The organism is Geodermatophilus amargosae, from assembly GCF_041028265.1.
In the GTDB taxonomy this organism is placed as follows: Bacteria; Actinomycetota; Actinomycetes; order Mycobacteriales; family Geodermatophilaceae; genus Geodermatophilus; species Geodermatophilus amargosae_A.
Genome location: NZ_JABGCW010000023.1, coordinates 21,739 through 38,547, shown reverse-complemented (window position 1 = coordinate 38,547; position 16,809 = coordinate 21,739). Strand labels below are relative to the sequence as shown.

Here is a 16,809-nt window from a genome sequence, read left to right as displayed (position 1 = left end):
GACCCGGGCCACACTCGGCCCCCCGCGCCGACCGGCGCGGGTGGGGGATGACGTGCCCGGCGGGCCGTCGGGCACGTCGCCGAGAGGAGGCGCGTCCGTGGCAGGTAACAGGGCGGTCATGTACATGGGTCCGGGCAAGGTCGAGGTCGCGGACCTGGACTACCCGGGGCTCGAGCTCAAGCAGGGGCCGGGGGTCAACCCGGCCAACGTCGGCCGCAAGACCCCGCACGGGGTCATCCTCAAGACGGTGGCCACCAACATCTGCGGCAGTGACCAGCACATGGTCCGCGGGCGCACGACGGCGCCCGAGCGGCTCGTCCTCGGTCACGAGATCACCGGCGAGATCGTGGAGAAGGGGTCCGACGTCGAGTTCCTCGAGGTCGGCGACATCGTCAGCGTGCCGTTCAACATCGCCTGCGGCCGCTGTCGCAACTGCAAGGAGGGCAAGACCGGCATCTGCCTCAACGTCAACCCCGACCGCCCCGGCTCGGCCTACGGCTACGTGGACATGGGCGGCTGGACCGGCGGGCAGGCCGAGTACGTGCTGGTCCCGTACGCGGACTGGAACGCGCTGAAGTTCCCCGACCGGGACCAGGCGCTGGCCAAGATCCGCGACCTCACGATGCTGTCGGACATCTTCCCGACCGGCTACCACGGCTGCGTGACCGCCGGGGTGGGCACCGGCTCGACGGTCTACATCGCCGGGGCCGGCCCGGTGGGTCTCGCGGCGGCCGTCTCCGCCCAGCTCCTCGGTGCCGCCGTCGTCATCGTCGGCGACCTCAACGCCGACCGGCTGGCCCAGGCCCGCAGCTTCGGCTGCGAGACCGTCGACGTCTCGAAGGGCGACCCGAAGGACCAGATCGCGCAGATCCTCGGCGAGCCCGAGGTGGACTGCGGCGTGGACGCCGTCGGGTTCGAGGCCCGCGGGCACGGCGAGGGCTCGGAGCGGGAGGCACCGGCCACGGTGCTCAACTCGCTGATGGACCTCACCCGGGCCGGCGGCGCGCTCGGCATCCCGGGGCTCTACGTGACCGGTGACCCCGGCGCGGTCGACGACGCCGCCAAGGTGGGGGCGCTGTCGATCCGGCTGGGGCTGGGCTGGGCGAAGTCGCACGCCTTCACCACCGGCCAGTGCCCGGTGATGCGCTACAACCGCCAGCTGATGATGGCGATCCTGCACGACCGGGTGCAGATCGCGAAGGCGGTCAACGCCGAGGTGATCCCGCTGGAGGACGCCCCGCGCGGCTACCAGGAGTTCGACCAGGGTGCGGCGAAGAAGTACGTGCTGAACCCCAACGGGATGATCCCGGCGGCCTGAGCGCGGTCGCCTGAGCGCGGCATAGGAAGCTCTCCGCACGTCCCGGGACCCGACACGTGCGGAGAGCTTCCTATGCCTCGGGAGACCTACGTCCAGTAGAGGAAGCGGGCCTGGGGAAGGCGGTCGGCGAGGGCCGCCTCGAACCAGGTGCGCAGCTCGGCCATCGTCTCCTTGGGGTAGACGTGCTTGACCGAGCCGAACTTGCCCCGCTTGGTGGTGCGCCGGGACTCGTCCATCTCCAGCTTGGTGCGCGGGTACCAGTCGAGCAGCGTCTCCTTGCTGCCCGGCGTGAACCGGTGGGTGATGCACTCGACGGTGAGGTCGGTGCCGGCCGGCAGGACCGCGGCGACGGCGTCGAGCAGGGCGCCGTACTCCTCGCGCCAGCCCTCGACCGGCATGATGGGCGCGATGGTCAGGCCCACCGGGTAGCCGGCGCGGGCGACGGCGCCCAGGGCGGCGATGCGCGCGTCGACCCTGCTCGTGGCGCCCTCGAACCGCCGGCCGACCGAGGCGGCGTTGAGCGAGAAGCGCAGCCGGGTGCGCCCGCCGTGCGGGAGGCCGAGCAGGCCGGCGACGTCGTCGAACTTGGTCGTCGCGCGCAGCTGCACCGGGCCGGGCCACGCGTGGGTGCCGAAGTGCTCGACCATGCGCGACAGGCCGCCGGTGAGGTGCTCGATGGCCAGCGGGTCGGTGTAGCAGGAGGCCTCGAACGTCGTCCCCTCGTCGCCGCGCTCGGGCGTGCCGGTGGTGATGCGGCCCTGGCCGACGTAGGGGTCGAGGCCCTCGAGCACCTCGTCGAGGTCGGCCCAGACGCGGGTGATCGGCGGGCCGGACAGCGAGCCGGCGAGGTAGCAGTACTGGCAGTGCGCGGGGCAGCCCTCGGCCAGGTCGAGCCGGAAGTCCGCCGACGGCGGGATGGGCTGCAGCTTCCGCTTCGACGGCGGCGGGACGACCAGCGCCATCGTGTCCTTGGCGGCCATGAACGCCGCGCGGTCGTCCGTGCCGCCACCGCTGCCGCGGAGGTTGGGCAGCCGGTCCCCGGGGAGCAGCTCGACGTCGGAGACGCCGGCGGCCTCGAGGCGGGCCAGCACGCGCTGCCCGTGCGGGCGCTCGGCCGCCGAGCGGGTGACGAGGACGCGCCTGGGCGTCCACAGGCGGGTGGGGGCGGGGGCCTCGAGGGCGGGCGCGGTCATCACCGCGTACAACACCGCGGACGGCCCGCCGATGCCCCTCCGGAGGGCGTCCGCGCAGGTCGGCGGGTGAGGTGGGCCACGACGCCGGTCAGGGGGCGGCCCGCCACCGCGCCCGCCACTCCGGCGCCTCCCAGGCCTCGCCGACGTAGATGGTCTCGCGGGAGACGAGGTCCCCGCGGAACTCGTAGAGCGCCGGGCCGTACAGCCACGCGCCGCCGTCGTAGCGGGCGCGGATCTCGACCACCCAGAAGTCGTCGCGCCCCCGCACGCGGACGACCTCGAGCTCGACCTGCGCGGGGTACTCCCGGCGCCACTCCCGGAAGTTGGCCACGCCCTCGAACCGCTCGCCGGACTGAGGGAACTCGAGGACCGCGTCCTCGGCGTAGATCTCGCTGGCCCGGTCCTCGTCGCCGGCGGAGCTGTGGCGGATGTAGTGCTCCAGCGCCGCCCGGACCGACTGCTCGTCCATGGGCCGATGCTCCTCGCCGACATCCCGGACGTCGATGCCCTCGCGGCCGTGGGTCGGTCGGCCGGCTGCTGCGGGCCCGGGCGCGGGACACGGCCAGGCGCGTCAGCGGCCACGGGCGTGCGGAGGCGGCGCCGTCTGCGGCACCGGGCACGAACGGGTGGACCTGCCGGCCGCCGGCGAGTAGACCGGGATCCTCACTCGATCGGAGGCGCGGGCCATGACCAGTGGCAGCGGCCAGGAGACCGGACAGGTCACCGGCACCCAGGACAAGGACTACAACCTCATCTGGTTCACCGAGCAGTGCCTCAGCAACGCGCTCCGGCTGGAGACCTACGTGCGGGACGCCGAGCGCGACGGCGACAGCGAGCTCGCCGACCTCTTCCGCAAGGCCCAGGCCGAGAGCCGCAAGGGTGCCGAACAGGGCAAGCAGCTGCTCAGGGCCCGGCTCGGCGGCTGAGCGGACGACGGGACCTCGCCCAGGGCCGTCCGGCCCCGTCAGGCCAGCGTGGTCGTGTCCACCACGAAGCGGTACCGCACGTCGGAGGCCACGACACGGTCGAAGGCCTCGTCGACCTGCTCCGCGCCGATGGTCTCGACCACGGCGGCGATGCCGTGCGCGGCGCAGAAGTCCAGCATCTCCTGCGTCTCGCGGATGCCGCCGATGTTGGAGCCGGCGTAGGAGATCCGCCGCACGAGCAGCGAGAAGGCGTTCAGCGACAGCGGGTGCTCCGGGATGCCGACGTTGACCATCGTGCCGTCCACGTCGAGCAGGGACAGGTGGGCGTCGAGGTCGATCGACGCGCTGACCGTGTTGACGACGAGGTCGAACGAGGCGGCCAGGCGGGAGAACGTGTCCGGGTCGCTGGTGGCGAGGTACCGGGTGGCGCCCAGCCGCAGGCCGTCCTCCTGCTTCGCCAGCGACTGCGACAGCACGGTGACCTCGGCCCCCATGGCGGAGGCCAGCTGGACCGCCATGTGGCCCAGCCCGCCGAGGCCGACGACGGCGACCCTCGTGCCGGGACCGGTCCTCCAGTGGCGCAGCGGGGAGTACACGGTGATCCCCGCGCACAGCAGCGGCGCGGCGGCGTCGAGTGGGATGCCGGCGGGGATGCGCAGGACGAAGTCCTCGGTGACGACGATGGCCTCGGAGAAGCCGCCCTGGGTGGGCAGGCCGTCCCGACCGGTGCTCGAGTAGGTCTCGACGTAGCCCTCGGTGCAGAACTGCTCGTCCCCGCGCCGGCAGTACGTGCACTCGCGGCAGGAGTCGACCAGACAGCCGACGCCGACGCGGTCGCCGATCCGGAACCGGGTCACCTCCGGCCCGACCTCGGCGACGATCCCGGTGATCTCGTGGCCGAGGACGACCGGGTACCCGGTGGTGCCCCACTCGCCGCGGGCGGTGTGGATGTCGGAGTGGCAGACGCCGCAGTACCTGATGTCGATGCGGACGTCGCGCGGGCCGACGTCCCGGCGCTCGATCGTCGTCGGGGTCAGCGGCTCCGTGGCGGACGTGGCGGCGTAGGCCTTGACGGTGGTGGGCACGGGTTCCTCCTGCGGGTGCCGGGACGGATGGGGGAGGGGCCCCGGGACGACGGGCAGCCGGCGGGGACACCGCTGGTGTCGGGAGGGGGAACACCCGCTACGGTAATCCCCATGCACCCGGTCGGGATTGTGCGGTTTGCGCTCGTCGAGCGCCGGCACGTCGACCTGCTCCGGTGCGCGAGCGCGCTCTGTCGGGCCTGAGACCCGCCCTCGGCCCCGTCCGCCCGCCCGCACCCACCCCTGGAGACCTCGCATGACCCTGCTCGCTGCTGCCCCCACCACGCCCGCCGTCGACGGCGGCGTCCTCGACCTCGAGCGCCTCGAGCCGACCATCGGCGCCCGCGTCCACGGCGTCGACCTCGCCCGCGCCACCGACGACCAGGTCCGTGCCATCAGGGCCGCGCTCGCCGAGTACAAGGTGCTGTTCTTCGCCGGACAGCACCACCTGCACCCCGACGGCCAGGTCGCGCTGGGCCGCCGCCTGGGAGAGGTCACCGAGTCGCACCCGGTCGTCCCCGGCGTCGACGAGGAGCACCCGGAGATCTACGCGCTCGACAGCTCCACCGGCGGCTTCGCCGACGTCTGGCACACCGACGTCACCTTCGTGCGCCGCCCTCCGCTGGGCTCGGTGCTGCGCGCCGTCGTCCTCCCGCCGGTCGGCGGGGACACCCAGTGGGCCGACCTGGAGCTGGCCTACCGCTCGCTCAGCGAGCCGGTGCAGCGCCTGGCCGACCAGCTCGTCGCCGTGCACGACGGCACCCGCGAGTTCGGCTACTACCTCGCCCAGCGCCAGGAGCGGACGACGTGGGAGGGCGAGGAGTTCCGCGCCCTCGTCCCCGTCTCGCACCCGGTCGTGCGGGTGCACCCGGAGACCGGCCGCAGGGGGCTGTTCGTCAACCCCGGGTTCGTCTCGCACATCGAGGGCGTGTCCGACGCCGAGAGCCGGTACCTGCTCGACCTCTTCTACGCGCACGTCACCAAGCCGGAGCACGTCGTGCGGCACCGCTGGTCGGTCGGCGACGTCGTCATGTGGGACAACCGCTCGACGGTGCACTACGCCAACCGGGACTATGGCGACCAGCGCCGCGTCATGCACCGCATCACGCTCCGCGGGGACGCCCCGGTCGGACCCGCGGTCCCCTGACCCCGGTCCCCACTCGCTCGAGCACGACCGCGCGACGAGGCGCAGGCTGACCCACGAGGAGCCTGCGCCTCGTCGCACGCCCACGTCCGCCGCGGCCCGCCGGGCCCGACGTCCCCAGGGAAGTAGACCTCCATGCAGCGCACGACCCTCCGCCCTCGCGCCTCCGCGGTGGCCCTGACCGCCGTCCTGACCGCCACCGTCGCCGGGTGCACCAGCGAGGAGGCCGGCTCCGGCGGCGGCGGCAGTGGCGGCGGCAGCGGGATCACCGTGCAGACCGCGCAGTTCAGCTGGACCGCCGCGGGCCTGACCAACGGCATCCTCGGCGAGATCGCCGCCGACCACCCCGACCTCGGCGTCGCTTCCCTGGCGACGACGCAGCTGGACCCGGCCGCGGCCTGGGCCGGCGCGCAGCGCGGTGACATCGACCTGCTCACCGAGGTCGCCCTGCCCAACCAGCAGGAGCTGGCCGACTCCGCGAGCGAGCGGGTGGAGATCGTGTCGGAGACCTACGGCGACGCGGCACAGGGCTGGTTCGTCCCGGCCTACGCCGTCGAGGCCGGCGGCCCGCTGCAGGGGCTGACCAGCGTCACGCAGCTGAACGACTACGCCGACGAGCTGGGCGGCCGGTTCTACGACGCCGACCCCGGCTACATCACCACCGAGCAGAACGCCAAGCGGCTCGAGGGCTACGGGATCGACCTGGAGCACGTGGTCTCCAGCGAGGCCGCCGAGCTCGCGCAGCTGGAGAACAGCTACGGCCGCGAGGAGCCGATCGTGCTGTACCTCTACCACCCGCACGCGGTGTTCGCGCAGTACGACATGGTGCAGCTCGAGGAGCCCACGCCCTACAGCGACGGCTGCCTGACCACCGGAGACGGCGCCTGCGCGATGCCCTCCTACAGCGCCAACATCGCCGCCAGCGAGGACCTGCGCGAGCAGGCGCCGGCCTTCGTCGACCTGCTGACCGACCTGCGCATCTCCGTCGAGGAGATGGAGGCCATGCAGAAGAGCGTCGACGTCGACGGCGAGGACGTGTCCACCGTGGCGCGGGAGTGGGTCGACGCCCACGCCGACCAGATCGACGAGTGGATCGGCTGAGGTGGCTCCGCCGGTGCTGCGGGTCTCGGGCCTGACGAAGGTCTTCGGGACGCGGGAGCGGGAGGCACTGCGGCTGGCCGGCGAGGGTCTCGGCCGCGACGAGATCCACCGCCGGACCGGGTCGACGCTGGCGGTCCACGACGTCAGCTTCAGCGTCGAGCGCGGTGAGCTGTTCGTCGTCATGGGACTGTCCGGCTCGGGCAAGTCCACGCTGGTGCGCCTGCTCAACCGGCTCATCGAGCCCAGCGCCGGCACCGTGGAGGTCGAGGGCCGGGACCTGCGGGCGCTCGACGACGCGGCGCTGCGCACGGTGCGCAACGAGAAGATCAGCATGGTCTTCCAGCACTTCGCGCTCCTCCCGCACCGCACGGTGCGGGAGAACGCCGCCTACGCGCTCAAGGTCCGTGGCGCCGGGGCGGCCGAGCAGCGCGAGCGGGCGGACTGGGCGCTGGAGACGGTGGGCCTGCTCGACCGGGCCGGCGCCCGGCCCGACGAGCTCTCCGGCGGCATGCGCCAGCGCGTCGGCCTGGCCCGCGCGCTGGCCGCCGACTCCGAGGTGCTCCTCATGGACGAGCCGTTCTCCGCGCTGGACCCGCTGATCCGCCGCGACATGCAGGACCTGCTCGAGCGGCTGCAGGCCGAGCTCGCCAAGACCATCGTCTTCATCACCCACGACCTCAACGAGGCCATGCGGCTCGGCGACCGGATCCTCATGCTCAAGGACGGCAGGACCGTGCAGCTGGGCACCGGCCCCGAGATCATCTCCGCGCCCGCCGACGACTACGTCGCCGACTTCACCTCCGACGTCGACCGGACCCGGGTGCTCACCGCGGGCGACCTGCTCCGCGAGCCACGGATGACCGCGCGGCTCGGTGACGCCCCCGGGACCGTGCTCCGGGCGCTGGGTGCGGCCGAGGCCAACGGCGTGCTGGTCCTCGACGGGGACGGGCGCCTCGCCGGCGTCGCGCGCGACGACCTGCTCGCCCGCGCCGTGCAGGAGGGCCGGCCCGCGATCGGCCCGCGGGACCTGGTCGCCGACCACGCGACGATCGCGGCCGACCGGCCCGTCGTCGAGTTCGTCCACCTGGTCGGGCGGCACGTGGTGCCCCTCGCCGTCGTCGACGCCGAGGGGCGGCTGCTCGGCGTCGTACCCCGGGCCGCGGTGCTCGACGCGCTGTCGGCCGCCCCGGTCCGGGGGAGGCGCCCGTGATCCCGCACCTCCCCCTCGGTCAGTGGGTCTCCGACCTCATCGACTGGCTGCTCGAGACGGTGCCCTGGCTGTTCGACGCCGTCGCCGCGGTCATGCAGGTGCTCGTCGACGGGCTCACCGACGTCCTGGTGTCGCCGCCGCCGGTGGTCTGGATCGTCGTCTTCACGGTGGTCGCGCTGGTCCTGCGCGGCCCCTGGCTGGCGCTCTACACGCTGCTGGCGTTCCTGCTGGTGGTGTCGCTGGAGCTGTGGTCGGAGACGATGCAGACCCTCGCGCTGGTGCTCGTGGCGGCGGTCGTCGCCACGGCCATCGGGGTGCCGCTCGGGATCCTGGCGGCGCGGCGCCGGGCGGTCAGCGTCGCGGTCCGGCCGGTGCTGGACTTCATGCAGACGACGCCGGTGTTCGTCTACCTGATCCCCGCCGTCTTCTTCTTCGGCGTGGGTGTCGTGCCCGGCGTGGTGGCCACCATCCTGTTCGCCATCCCGCCCGGTGTGCGGCTCACCGAGCTCGGGATCCGGCAGGTGGACCGGGAGGTCGTCGAGGCGGCCCGGGCCTTCGGTGCCCGGCCGGGACAGGTGCTGCGGGAGGTCCAGCTGCCCCTGGCGCTGCCGTCGATCATGGCCGGCGTCAACCAGGTGATCATGCTGGCGCTGTCGATGGTCGTCACGGCCGGCCTGCTCGGTGCCGCCGGGCTCGGGGCGGTGGTCGTGCGGGCGGTGACCCAGCTCGACGTCGCCAGCGGCTTCGAGGGCGGCCTCGCCGTCGTCCTCCTGGCGATCTTCCTCGACCGGCTGACCGGCGCCTTCGGCCAGCGGACGGCCCTCTCCCGCCTGCTGCACCTGCGCCGGCAGACCGAGCGGCAGCAGCGGCCCGTCGGCGGTGCGGAGACGGGGCTCGTGTCCCCGGCCGGCTGACCTGCTCCCGGCCGGCGACCCTGCTCCCGGCCGGCGACCCTGCTCCCGGCCGGCGTCGGCGTCAGCCGATCCGCTCGAACAGGGACACGATGATCCCCTCCGGTCCGCGCACGTAGGCCATGCGCCAGGCGTGCTGGTACTCACCGATGCCGCCGACGAGGCCGTAGCCCTCCGTGGCCAGCCGGTCGACCGCCTCTTGGAGGCCGTCGACCTCGAAGGACACGTTGCGCAGCCCCAGCTCGTTGGCCATCGCGGCGGGCGATCCCGGCTCGTGGTCGGGCCGGACGAAGCGCGCCAGCTCCAGCCGGGCACCTCCGTCGGGCGGCCGCAGCATGACGATCTCGGTGCGGGAGTCGGGGATGCCGCTGACGGTGTCCAGGAAATCGCCCTCGACGAACGTCCGCCCCTCCACCTCGAGACCCAGCCCGACGAAGAACGCCGTCACCGTGTCGAGGTCGGCGACCGTGATGCCGACGTGGTCGAAGCGTCGGATGTGGGACATGGGTGCATCCTCCTGTGCTCGTCCGGTCGTTCAACCCGGGGACGGAGCCGACGGCCGATCCTCGACATCCGGGAACGGCGGGGCCGCTACCCGGACCCGTGCCCCCGGCGATCGACCAGGAACTGGCCCACCGCCACCTGGACCTGCTCGTCGAGGGGCCGCGGCCGTCCCCGGAGCGGCGCGCACCCGGTGGTCCCCGCCTGGAGCGCGCCGACCTCGCGGGTTCCGGGGAGGCTCCGCCGTGACCGGTGCCCCGGACGTGCCTCCGCGACCCGATCAGCTCACTGGTCGGCGAGCTCCACGACGACGGGGGCGTGGTCGCTGGCGCCCTTGCCCTTGCGCTCCTCGCGGTCGATGAGCGCACCGCTCACCCGGCCGGCCAGCGCGGGGGAGGCGAGGGTGAAGTCGATCCTCATGCCCTCGCGGCGGGGGAAGCGCAGCTGCGTGTAGTCCCAGTACGTGTAGACGCCGGGACCGGGGGCGTGCGGCCGGACGACGTCGGCGTACCCGGCCTCGACGACCGCGCGGAACGCCTCGCGCTCGGGCCCGGAGACGTGCGTCGAGTGCGCGAACACCGTCATGTCCCACACGTCGTCGTCCTGGGGGGCGATGTTCCAGTCACCGACCAGTGCCACCTGCGCGGCGGGGTCGGCGCTCAGCCAGCCGCCGGCCGCCGTCCGCAGCGCGGCGAGCCACTCGAGCTTGTAGTCGTAGTGCGGGTCGCCGAGCTGCCGGCCGTTGGGCACGTACAGGCTCCACACCCGCACCCCGCCGCAGGTGGCGCCCAGCGCCCGCGCCTCGGCGGCGGGCTCGGCGCCCTCCTTGGCCGCCCACGTCGGCATGCCGGGGAAGCCCACCTCGACGTCGTCCAGCCCGATCCGGGACAGCACCGCGACGCCGTTCCACTGCGAGTAGCCGACGTGCGCGACCTCGTAGCCGAGCTCGCGGAAGCGCTCCTCGGGGAACTGGTCGTCGCGGCACTTGGTCTCCTGCAGGGCCAGGACGTCGACGTCGCGCCGCTGCAGCCAGGCGGTCACCCGGTCGACCCGGGTCCGGATGGAGTTCACGTTCCACGTGGCGAGGCGCACGGTCCCCGAGCCTATGCGGCGCCTCCGGTCGTCGTCGGAGCGCCGGCGGGCACCCGCCGTGACCAGCGGAGACGCAGGTCACGCCGGATCGGGTGCCGTCACCGGGCAGCGGGTACGCGGACCGGGTGACTGCCAGCCGCGAGTGGGAGCATGGCCCCGTGACCAGGCCGTGGACCCGTGGGAGCGCGACGAGCCGACCGGCCTGCCCGCGGGTGCGTCCGTGAGCGACGACGCGGACGTCACCCGGCCGATCGGCGACGCCCCGGCCCTCCCGCCGGTCCCCGGGTCGCACCGGACGCAGGAGCGCCCCGACCGCCGGCAGCGCCCCGAGAAGCGGTCGCTGGGCGCGGTCCTCGGCCTGACCGCCGCCAACGCCGTCGTCCCCGGCACCGCGTTCCTGGCCTCGGGACGGCGCCGCGTCGGCGCCCTCGTCCTCGTCCTGTTCGCGTTGCTGGTCGCCGGCGGCATCTGGCTGGCCACCGCCGGGCGGCGCACCGCGGCGCGGCTGGCCGTCGACTCCGCGTACCTGAACTGGATCGTCGCCGCCCTGGCCGTGATCGCCGTCGCGTGGGTCGTCGTCGTCGTCACCGGCTACCGGTCGCTGCTGCCGCGGCACAGCTCGGCTCCCCGGCACGTCGTCGGTGGCGTGCTGGTGGCCCTGCTCGTCGCCGGGATCGCCTATCCGGCGTACCGGGTGGGGACGGTGGCGGTCGCGCAGCGCGGCCTGATCGACGGCCTGTTCGCCGACGACCGCGAGTCGGCCACCGTCGAGGACACCCCCGATCCGTTCGGCAACCGGGAGCGGATCAACGTCCTGCTGCTCGGCGGCGACGGCGGCGAGGGCCGCGAGGGCGTGCGCACCGACACCGTGATCGTCGCCAGCATCGCCACCGAGACCGGCGAGACGACGCTGTTCAGCCTGCCCCGGAACCTGGAGGACCTGCCCTTCCCGCCCGAGAGCCCGCTGGCCGCGATCTACCCGGAGGGCTTCGAGTCCGGCAGCGAGAGCGAGAGCCTGCTGAACTCCGTGTACCGCAACGGGCCGGCCGACCACCCCGACGTCCTCGGGCCCACCGACGACCCCGGCGCGGACTTCCTCAAGCTCGGCGTCGGCGAGGCGCTCGGCCTGGACATCGACTACTTCGTGCTGGTCAACCTCGACGGGTTCAGCCGGCTGGTCGACGCCCTCGGCGGCATCACGGTGAACGTCAACTACTACGTGCCGATCAACGGCATCACCGGCCAGGAGCTGCCGGACGACTACATCGCCCCGGGTCCCGACCAGCACATGGACGGCTACACGGCGCTGCAGTTCGCGCGCGGCCGGTACGGGCTGACGGACTACGACCGCATGGACCGCCAGCGCTGCACGATCACGGCGATCATCGACGAGGCCGACCCGATGACGCTGCTCGACCAGTACCAGGAGCTCGCGGCCACCACGCAGGACATCGTGAGCACCGACATCCCCCGCTCGGCGCTCGACGACTTCGTCGACCTGGCGTTCCTCGTCAAGGACGCCGAGATCCGGAGCGTCGTCTTCGACACCAGCCTCATCGACCCGGCCTATCCGGACTACGACCTGATGCGTCAGATCGTGCAGGACACCTTCGCCGGTGCCGGCGGCTCCGGCGGTCCTCCCGGGTCCGCCGGTCCGGCGGCGCCGGAGGCGCCGGCCCCGGGGACCAGCGCCTCCGGAGCCGAGGTGCCCAACGGGTCGCCGCCGGTGCCGGTGGAGGGGGCCGCACCGGCTGCCGAGGTCGGTGACGCCTGCGCCTACGACCCGGTGCAGGCCCAGGCCGCGCTCGACCAGGGGAAGCCGCCGACCCGGAACGACTGACGGACCCCCTCGCCGCTCGCCGGCCCGCGGGCCGAGGACGTCTCACGCTCTTGTGCGTGCGCACGCATATGGACATACTACGTGCGTCCGCACAGAACTTCCTCCGAGAGGACCTCCGATGTCCGCCCTGCTGCACGTCGCCGCCTCGCCCCGCGGCGCCGCCTCCGAGTCCCGCGCGCTCGCCGCGACCTTCCTCGACGCCTTCACCGAGACCCACCCCGACGTCCCGGTCGACACCTTCGACCTCTGGGACGGCACGCTGCCGCAGTTCGGTCCGGCCGCGACCGCGGGCAAGATGGCGATCTTCGCCGGAGGGCAGCCCGAGGGGGAGTCCGCCGAGGCCTGGCGTGCCGTCGAGGCCACCTTCCGCCGCTTCGACGCCGCCGACCGCTACCTGTTCAGCGTCCCGATGTGGAACGCCGGCGTGCCCTACGTCCTCAAGCAGTTCATCGACGTCGTCAGCCAGCCGGGGCTGCTCTTCGGCTTCGACCCGGCGACCGGCTACCGGGGACTGCTGTCCGGCAAGAAGGCCGCCGTCGTGTACACCAGCGCCGTCCACGGCCCCGGCCGCGGCCCGGCCTTCGGCTCGGACTTCCAGAGCACCTTCTTCGCCGACTGGCTGCGCTGGGCCGGCATCGAGGACGTCACCGAGATCCACCTCCGCCCCGACCTCGTCGCCGACGACGTCGACGTCCGCCGGGCACTGGCCCACGCGCAGGCCCGCGACGCCGGCAAGACCTTCTGAGCGCCGCTCAGCGGCAGGGTGTCAGCGGCGCGGTGGCTCCTCGGCCTCGAGCACGCGGGCCAGCGCCCGGGACAGCACGCCGATCTCCTCGTCGTCGAGGTGGCGCGTGTAGTGCTCCTCGATGCCGGCGAGGTAGGCCGGGGCGGCGGCGCGCAGCCGCCCCCGGCCCTCCTCGGTGAGGACGGCGAACAGCGACCGGCGGTCGTCGGGATTGGGCTCGCGGCGCACCAGGCCGGCCCGCTCGAGCTCGTCGACGACCCGGCTGACCCGCTCCCGGCTGAGCACCACCCGGCTGCCCAGCTCGCTCATGCGCAGCCGCCGGCCGGGTGCGGAGTTGAGCTCCAGCAGGACGTCGTACCAGGCCAGCGGGAGCGCGTGCGCCGCCAGCGCCCGCTCCAGCCGGGGGAGCACCGCCGCGTGGACCCGCAGCAGCAGAGCCCACGGGAGCACCCGGTCCAGCGGCTCCGCCACGTCGGCGACCCTAGCCCGGGCGGGCGGTCAGGCCGCCGGGACTCCCGCGATCTGGATGAGGTTGCCGCAGGTGTCGTCGAGGACGGCGGTGGTCACCGGGCCCATCTGCAGGGGCTCCTGGGTGAAGCGCACCCCGAGGGCCTTGAGGCGCTCGGTCTCGGCGTGCACGTCGGCCACGGAGAAGGAGGTGTAGGGGATGCCGTCGGCGGCGAGCGCCGCCTTGAACGGCCGTGCCGCCGGGTGCTCGTCGGGCTCCAGCACCAGCTCGACGCCGTCGGGCGCCTCGGGGGAGACGACGGTCAGCCAGCGGTGCTCACCGAGCGGGACGTCGGTCTTCTCCACGAAGCCGAGCACCTCGGTGTAGAAGCGCAGCGCCTTCTCCTGGTCGTCCACGAGCACGCTGGTCAGGCTGATCCGCACGGGTCCTCCTCGGGGTCGATGCGCCATCGCCGGGTGATGGCGCGCAGCGGTGAGGTGTCCAGGGAGTGGAAGGTGTAGCGCCCCTCCCGCCGGCGCCGGACCAGGCCCGCCTGCTCGAGGACGTCGAGGTGCTGGGAGACGGCCTGGCGTGAGGAGCCGACCCCCCGGTGCAGCAGCCGGGTGCACAGCTCGAACAGCGTCTGGCCGTCCCGTTCCTGCAGCTCGTCGAGCAGAGCGCGCCGGGTCGGGTCGGCGAGGGCCTTGAACACGTCGCCCACACCGGAACGATACGCAAGCGGGCGCTTGCCTGTCCAGCCCGCCGCGGCCGGCGGCCGGCCGTCTGGTTGGCTCGCAGCGACAGCCGGTCGGGGACCGGCAGGGAGCGGAGGCGACATGGGCGGCGGTCCGGCACGGCCCGGGGACGGCGGGACGGCGGCGCGGCGCGAGCGGCTCGTGGCGCTGCTGGTCCTCGGCATCGGCGTGGTGCTGCTGGTGTCCTCGCCGACGTGGTTCGCCAGCGACCGCACCGCCGTCGGCGTCGCCCAGCTGTTCGTGGGCGTGTTCCTGCTCGCCGTCGGCGGGTTCCTGCTGCGCCGGTCCCGCGTTCGACGCTGAGGCGGGTTGCGGCACCGTTGCGCCCGGTTGCCGCTGGTGGGTGACGCGCACCACACTCCGGGGGACCCAGGGGGACCAGGACGGAGGAAGCGCGTGAAGGTGGACAAGCAGGAACTCGTCAAGGTGCTGCACGCCGAAGGTGACAACGACCGCGCCGACCGGCTCGCCGGAGCGGACCTGCCCGACCAGATCGACACCGACCGGGACGCCGACGCGCTGACCGCCGTGGGCCTGGACCGCGCGACCCTGCAGGCCAAGCTCGCCGGCGGCGCCATCGGCGGGAACCTGATGATCTGACGCGGGGACCCCACACGACGACGGGCCGGCACCTCGGCTGAGGTGCCGGCCCGTCGTCGTGGAGCGTCCGTCAGCCGACGTAGGGGCGCTCGCGGGCGAGCTCCTCCTTCGCCACCGAGCGCAGGTGCACCGCGTCCGGGCCGTCGGCGATGCGCAGCGTGCGGGCCGAGGCGTAGAAGCGGGCCAGCGGGGTGTCGCCGCTGACGCCGGCGCCGCCGTGGACCTGGATGGCCCGGTCGATGACGTCGCAGGCGACGTTCGGCGCGATGACCTTGATGGCCGCGATCTCGGTGCGGGCACCCTTGGCGCCGAACTTGTCGATCAGGTCGGCGGTGCGCAGCACCATGAGCCGGGCCTGGTCGATCTCCATCCGCGAGCGGGCGATGGTCTCGCGGATCGTGCCCTGCTCGGCCAGCGGGCGGCCGAAGGCGACCCGCTTCTGCGCGCGGTCGACCATCAGCGCCAGCGCCCGCTCGGCCATGCCGAGGGCGCGCATGCAGTGGTGGATGCGACCGGGACCCAGTCGCGCCTGGGCGATCATGAAGCCGTCGCCCTCGCCGGCCAGCAGGTTGGAGGCCGGTACGCGGACGTCGGTCAGCCGCATCTCCGAGTGGCCGTGCTGGTCCTGGTACCCGAACACCGGGAGGTGGCGCAGGATCTCCAGACCCGGGGTGTCGCGCGGCACCAGGATCATCGACTGCTGCCGGTGCGGAGCGCCGTCGGGGTCGGTCTTGCCCATGACGATGAAGATCTGGCAGCGCTCGTCGGCGGCACCGCTGGTCCACCACTTGCGGCCGTTGATCACGTAGTCGTCGCCGTCGCGGACGATCGACGTCTGGATGTTCCGCGCGTCGGACGAGGCGACGTCGGGCTCGGTCATGGCGAACCCGGACCGGATCTCGCCCTCGAGGAGCGGGTCGAGCCAGCGCTGCTTCTGCTCGGGCGTCCCGAACATCATCAGCGTCTCCATGTTCCCCGTGTCCGGGGCCGCGCAGTTGATGGCCTCCGGGGCGATGACCGGCGACCAGCCGGTGATCTCGGCGACCGACGCGTACTCGAGGTTGCTCAGACCCCCGTACTCGTGGTGGAAGAGGTTCCAGAGGCCGCGTTCACGGGCGACCTTCTTGAGGTCCTCGAGGACCGGCGGGTGCCCGTGGTCGTCGTGGCCGCGGGAACTGCGCCAGGCCTCGTAGATCGACTCGGCCGGGAAGACGTGCTCACGCATGAAGTCCCACATCCGGCCGGTGACGTCCTCGGCTCGGGCGGACAGGGCGAAGTCCATGCACCGGAAGGTAACCCGCCACGTGACCGCCGTCGCACTCGGGTCACCTCGCAGTCGGGTCACCCCGTGCCGGGATCGCGTGCCGGGCCGGGAACGGCAGGAGCCGGGCACCCACCGCGTGGCGGGTACCCGGCTCCTCCGGTGGCCGGCAGATGCCGGTCGCGAGCGTCCTCGGTCAGACGCGCGAGGTGCGGGCGACGCGGTCGTCGACCGGACCGAGCGCGATCACCAGGCCGACGAGGGCGGTGGCGACGTGCAGGACGTTGTCCGCGGTGTTGATGTTGAGGAAGTCCCAGTCCTGGCCCGAGGCGATCAGGCCGTAGACGAAGGCCGCGCCGTAGCCGACGGCGAGCAGCCAGCCGTAGGTGCGGGCGCCGGCCAGCGTGCGGGACAGCAGGATGCCGGCCAGGCCGATGACGATGTGCACGACGTTGTGCAGCGGGTTGATCATGAAGACCAGCAGCGTGTCCATGTTGCCGTCGGTCTGGTTGGCGGTGAACCCGTCGAAGCCGGTGATGAAGAAGCCGACGATGCCGACGAGGAGGTAGACCACCCCGAAGGCCAGCGCGAGCGTCTGGGGCCAGGCCATCCCCGGCCGGGCGCCGGTTTTCCCTGCTGAAGCCATCGTGTTCGTTCCTCCGTGTGTGGTGCGCCGCCGTCG

General features: G+C 73.3%; 20 protein-coding genes. 10 read left to right on the top strand and 10 right to left on the bottom strand.

Translation table 11 applies throughout. From position 1 onward, the window contains the following. Positions 1-97 precede the first annotated feature (97 nt). Positions 98-1,318, top strand: a complete 1,221-nt coding sequence (fdhA, locus tag HLV61_RS22415) for a formaldehyde dehydrogenase, glutathione-independent (RefSeq protein ID WP_369259529.1) — start codon at positions 98-100, stop codon at positions 1,316-1,318. Positions 1,319-1,404: 86 nt separating this feature from the next. Here fdhA and HLV61_RS22410 read toward each other — a convergent pair whose 3' ends face one another. Together HLV61_RS22410 and HLV61_RS22405 are read right to left on the bottom strand one after the other, a co-directional pair. Further along, positions 1,405-2,511 carry an SPL family radical SAM protein gene (locus tag HLV61_RS22410; protein WP_369259527.1) on the bottom strand — a complete coding sequence of 369 codons (1,107 nt, stop codon included), beginning with the start codon at positions 2,509-2,511 and terminating at the stop codon, positions 1,405-1,407. Between the two features lie 88 nt (positions 2,512-2,599). Beyond that, positions 2,600-2,980 (bottom strand): nuclear transport factor 2 family protein, encoded by a 381-nt coding sequence (locus tag HLV61_RS22405; protein ID WP_369259525.1) that lies wholly within the window; start codon positions 2,978-2,980, stop codon positions 2,600-2,602. A gap of 217 nt (positions 2,981-3,197) precedes the next feature. On the opposite strand from HLV61_RS22405, the gene HLV61_RS22400 reads away from it, so the two are divergent. Further along, positions 3,198-3,437: a hypothetical protein gene (locus HLV61_RS22400; protein WP_369259523.1), complete on the top strand. Its 240-nt coding sequence runs from the start codon at positions 3,198-3,200 to the stop codon at positions 3,435-3,437. 38 nt (positions 3,438-3,475) lie between these two features. On the opposite strand, the gene HLV61_RS22395 is transcribed toward HLV61_RS22400, so the two are convergent. Then, complete coding sequence (locus HLV61_RS22395) at positions 3,476-4,522, bottom strand: NAD(P)-dependent alcohol dehydrogenase (RefSeq protein ID WP_369259521.1); 1,047 nt, start codon at positions 4,520-4,522, stop codon at positions 3,476-3,478. 253 nt (positions 4,523-4,775) lie between these two features. On the opposite strand from HLV61_RS22395, the gene HLV61_RS22390 reads away from it, so the two are divergent. From HLV61_RS22390 to HLV61_RS22375, 4 genes are all read left to right on the top strand, one after another. After that, complete coding sequence (locus HLV61_RS22390) at positions 4,776-5,666, top strand: TauD/TfdA dioxygenase family protein (RefSeq protein WP_369259519.1); 891 nt, start codon at positions 4,776-4,778, stop codon at positions 5,664-5,666. 132 nt (positions 5,667-5,798) lie between these two features. Next, complete coding sequence (locus tag HLV61_RS22385; protein ID WP_369259517.1) at positions 5,799-6,764, top strand: glycine betaine ABC transporter substrate-binding protein; 966 nt, start codon at positions 5,799-5,801, stop codon at positions 6,762-6,764. Between the two features lie 13 nt (positions 6,765-6,777). Next, positions 6,778-7,974: a quaternary amine ABC transporter ATP-binding protein gene (locus HLV61_RS22380; RefSeq protein WP_369259515.1), complete on the top strand. Its 1,197-nt coding sequence runs from the start codon at positions 6,778-6,780 to the stop codon at positions 7,972-7,974. Continuing rightward, positions 7,971-8,888, top strand: coding sequence for an ABC transporter permease (locus HLV61_RS22375; protein WP_369259513.1), 918 nt, complete (start codon positions 7,971-7,973; stop codon positions 8,886-8,888). The genes HLV61_RS22380 and HLV61_RS22375 overlap by 4 nt, the downstream gene beginning before the upstream one ends. Positions 8,889-8,949: 61 nt before the next feature. Here the strand turns inward: HLV61_RS22375 and HLV61_RS22370 are convergent, their stop codons facing one another. Continuing rightward, complete coding sequence (locus tag HLV61_RS22370) at positions 8,950-9,390, bottom strand: VOC family protein (RefSeq protein ID WP_369259512.1); 441 nt, start codon at positions 9,388-9,390, stop codon at positions 8,950-8,952. Between the two features lie 281 nt (positions 9,391-9,671). Further along, positions 9,672-10,478 (bottom strand): exodeoxyribonuclease III, encoded by an 807-nt coding sequence (locus HLV61_RS22365; RefSeq protein WP_369259510.1) that lies wholly within the window; start codon positions 10,476-10,478, stop codon positions 9,672-9,674. Between the two features lie 220 nt (positions 10,479-10,698). Here HLV61_RS22365 and HLV61_RS22360 point away from each other — a divergent pair, with 220 nt between their 5' ends. Both HLV61_RS22360 and HLV61_RS22355 read left to right on the top strand, forming a co-directional pair. After that, positions 10,699-12,318, top strand: a complete 1,620-nt coding sequence (locus tag HLV61_RS22360; protein ID WP_369259508.1) for an LCP family protein — start codon at positions 10,699-10,701, stop codon at positions 12,316-12,318. A gap of 118 nt (positions 12,319-12,436) precedes the next feature. Next, a complete protein-coding gene (locus HLV61_RS22355) occupies positions 12,437-13,063 on the top strand; it encodes an FMN-dependent NADH-azoreductase (RefSeq protein WP_369259506.1) in 627 nt (208 codons plus the stop codon). A 21-nt stretch (positions 13,064-13,084) separates the two neighbouring features. On the opposite strand, the gene HLV61_RS22350 is transcribed toward HLV61_RS22355, so the two are convergent. From HLV61_RS22350 to HLV61_RS22340, 3 genes are read right to left on the bottom strand one after another with little or no spacing between them, the layout of a single operon-like run. Then, complete coding sequence (locus HLV61_RS22350) at positions 13,085-13,534, bottom strand: MarR family winged helix-turn-helix transcriptional regulator (protein WP_369259504.1); 450 nt, start codon at positions 13,532-13,534, stop codon at positions 13,085-13,087. Between the two features lie 27 nt (positions 13,535-13,561). Beyond that, positions 13,562-13,954 (bottom strand): VOC family protein, encoded by a 393-nt coding sequence (locus tag HLV61_RS22345; protein WP_369259502.1) that lies wholly within the window; start codon positions 13,952-13,954, stop codon positions 13,562-13,564. Then, positions 13,939-14,232, bottom strand: a complete 294-nt coding sequence (locus HLV61_RS22340; RefSeq protein WP_369259500.1) for an ArsR/SmtB family transcription factor — start codon at positions 14,230-14,232, stop codon at positions 13,939-13,941. Before HLV61_RS22340 ends, HLV61_RS22345 begins: the two co-directional genes overlap by 16 nt. Positions 14,233-14,347: 115 nt before the next feature. Between HLV61_RS22340 and HLV61_RS22335 the strand changes: the two genes are divergently transcribed. After that, positions 14,348-14,569 carry a hypothetical protein gene (locus HLV61_RS22335; RefSeq protein ID WP_369259498.1) on the top strand — a complete coding sequence of 74 codons (222 nt, stop codon included), beginning with the start codon at positions 14,348-14,350 and terminating at the stop codon, positions 14,567-14,569. A gap of 93 nt (positions 14,570-14,662) precedes the next feature. Continuing rightward, positions 14,663-14,866, top strand: a complete 204-nt coding sequence (locus tag HLV61_RS22330; RefSeq protein ID WP_369259496.1) for a hypothetical protein — start codon at positions 14,663-14,665, stop codon at positions 14,864-14,866. Positions 14,867-14,936: 70 nt separating this feature from the next. Here the strand turns inward: HLV61_RS22330 and HLV61_RS22325 are convergent, their stop codons facing one another. Next, positions 14,937-16,148, bottom strand: coding sequence for an acyl-CoA dehydrogenase family protein (locus tag HLV61_RS22325; protein ID WP_369259494.1), 1,212 nt, complete (start codon positions 16,146-16,148; stop codon positions 14,937-14,939). A 175-nt stretch (positions 16,149-16,323) separates the two neighbouring features. Further along, positions 16,324-16,773, bottom strand: a complete 450-nt coding sequence (locus HLV61_RS22320; RefSeq protein ID WP_369259492.1) for a DUF4383 domain-containing protein — start codon at positions 16,771-16,773, stop codon at positions 16,324-16,326. Positions 16,774-16,809: the final 36 nt, after the last annotated feature.

Bases quoted from the DNA above. Each gene is read 5' to 3' on its own strand.
- HLV61_RS22410 (WP_369259527.1), bottom strand. From the start codon at position 2,511: ATGACCGCGCCCGCCCTCGAGGCCCCCGCCCCCACCCGCCTGTGGACG.
- HLV61_RS22405 (WP_369259525.1), bottom strand. From the start codon at position 2,980: ATGGACGAGCAGTCGGTCCGGGCGGCGCTGGAGCACTACATCCGCCAC.
- HLV61_RS22400 (WP_369259523.1), top strand. From the start codon at position 3,198: ATGACCAGTGGCAGCGGCCAGGAGACCGGACAGGTCACCGGCACCCAG.
- HLV61_RS22390 (WP_369259519.1), top strand. From the start codon at position 4,776: ATGACCCTGCTCGCTGCTGCCCCCACCACGCCCGCCGTCGACGGCGGC.
- HLV61_RS22385 (WP_369259517.1), top strand. From the start codon at position 5,799: ATGCAGCGCACGACCCTCCGCCCTCGCGCCTCCGCGGTGGCCCTGACC.
- HLV61_RS22370 (WP_369259512.1), bottom strand. From the start codon at position 9,390: ATGTCCCACATCCGACGCTTCGACCACGTCGGCATCACGGTCGCCGAC.
- HLV61_RS22355 (WP_369259506.1), top strand. From the start codon at position 12,437: ATGTCCGCCCTGCTGCACGTCGCCGCCTCGCCCCGCGGCGCCGCCTCC.
- HLV61_RS22335 (WP_369259498.1), top strand. From the start codon at position 14,348: ATGGGCGGCGGTCCGGCACGGCCCGGGGACGGCGGGACGGCGGCGCGG.
- HLV61_RS22325 (WP_369259494.1), bottom strand. From the start codon at position 16,148: ATGGACTTCGCCCTGTCCGCCCGAGCCGAGGACGTCACCGGCCGGATG.
- HLV61_RS22320 (WP_369259492.1), bottom strand. From the start codon at position 16,773: ATGGCTTCAGCAGGGAAAACCGGCGCCCGGCCGGGGATGGCCTGGCCC.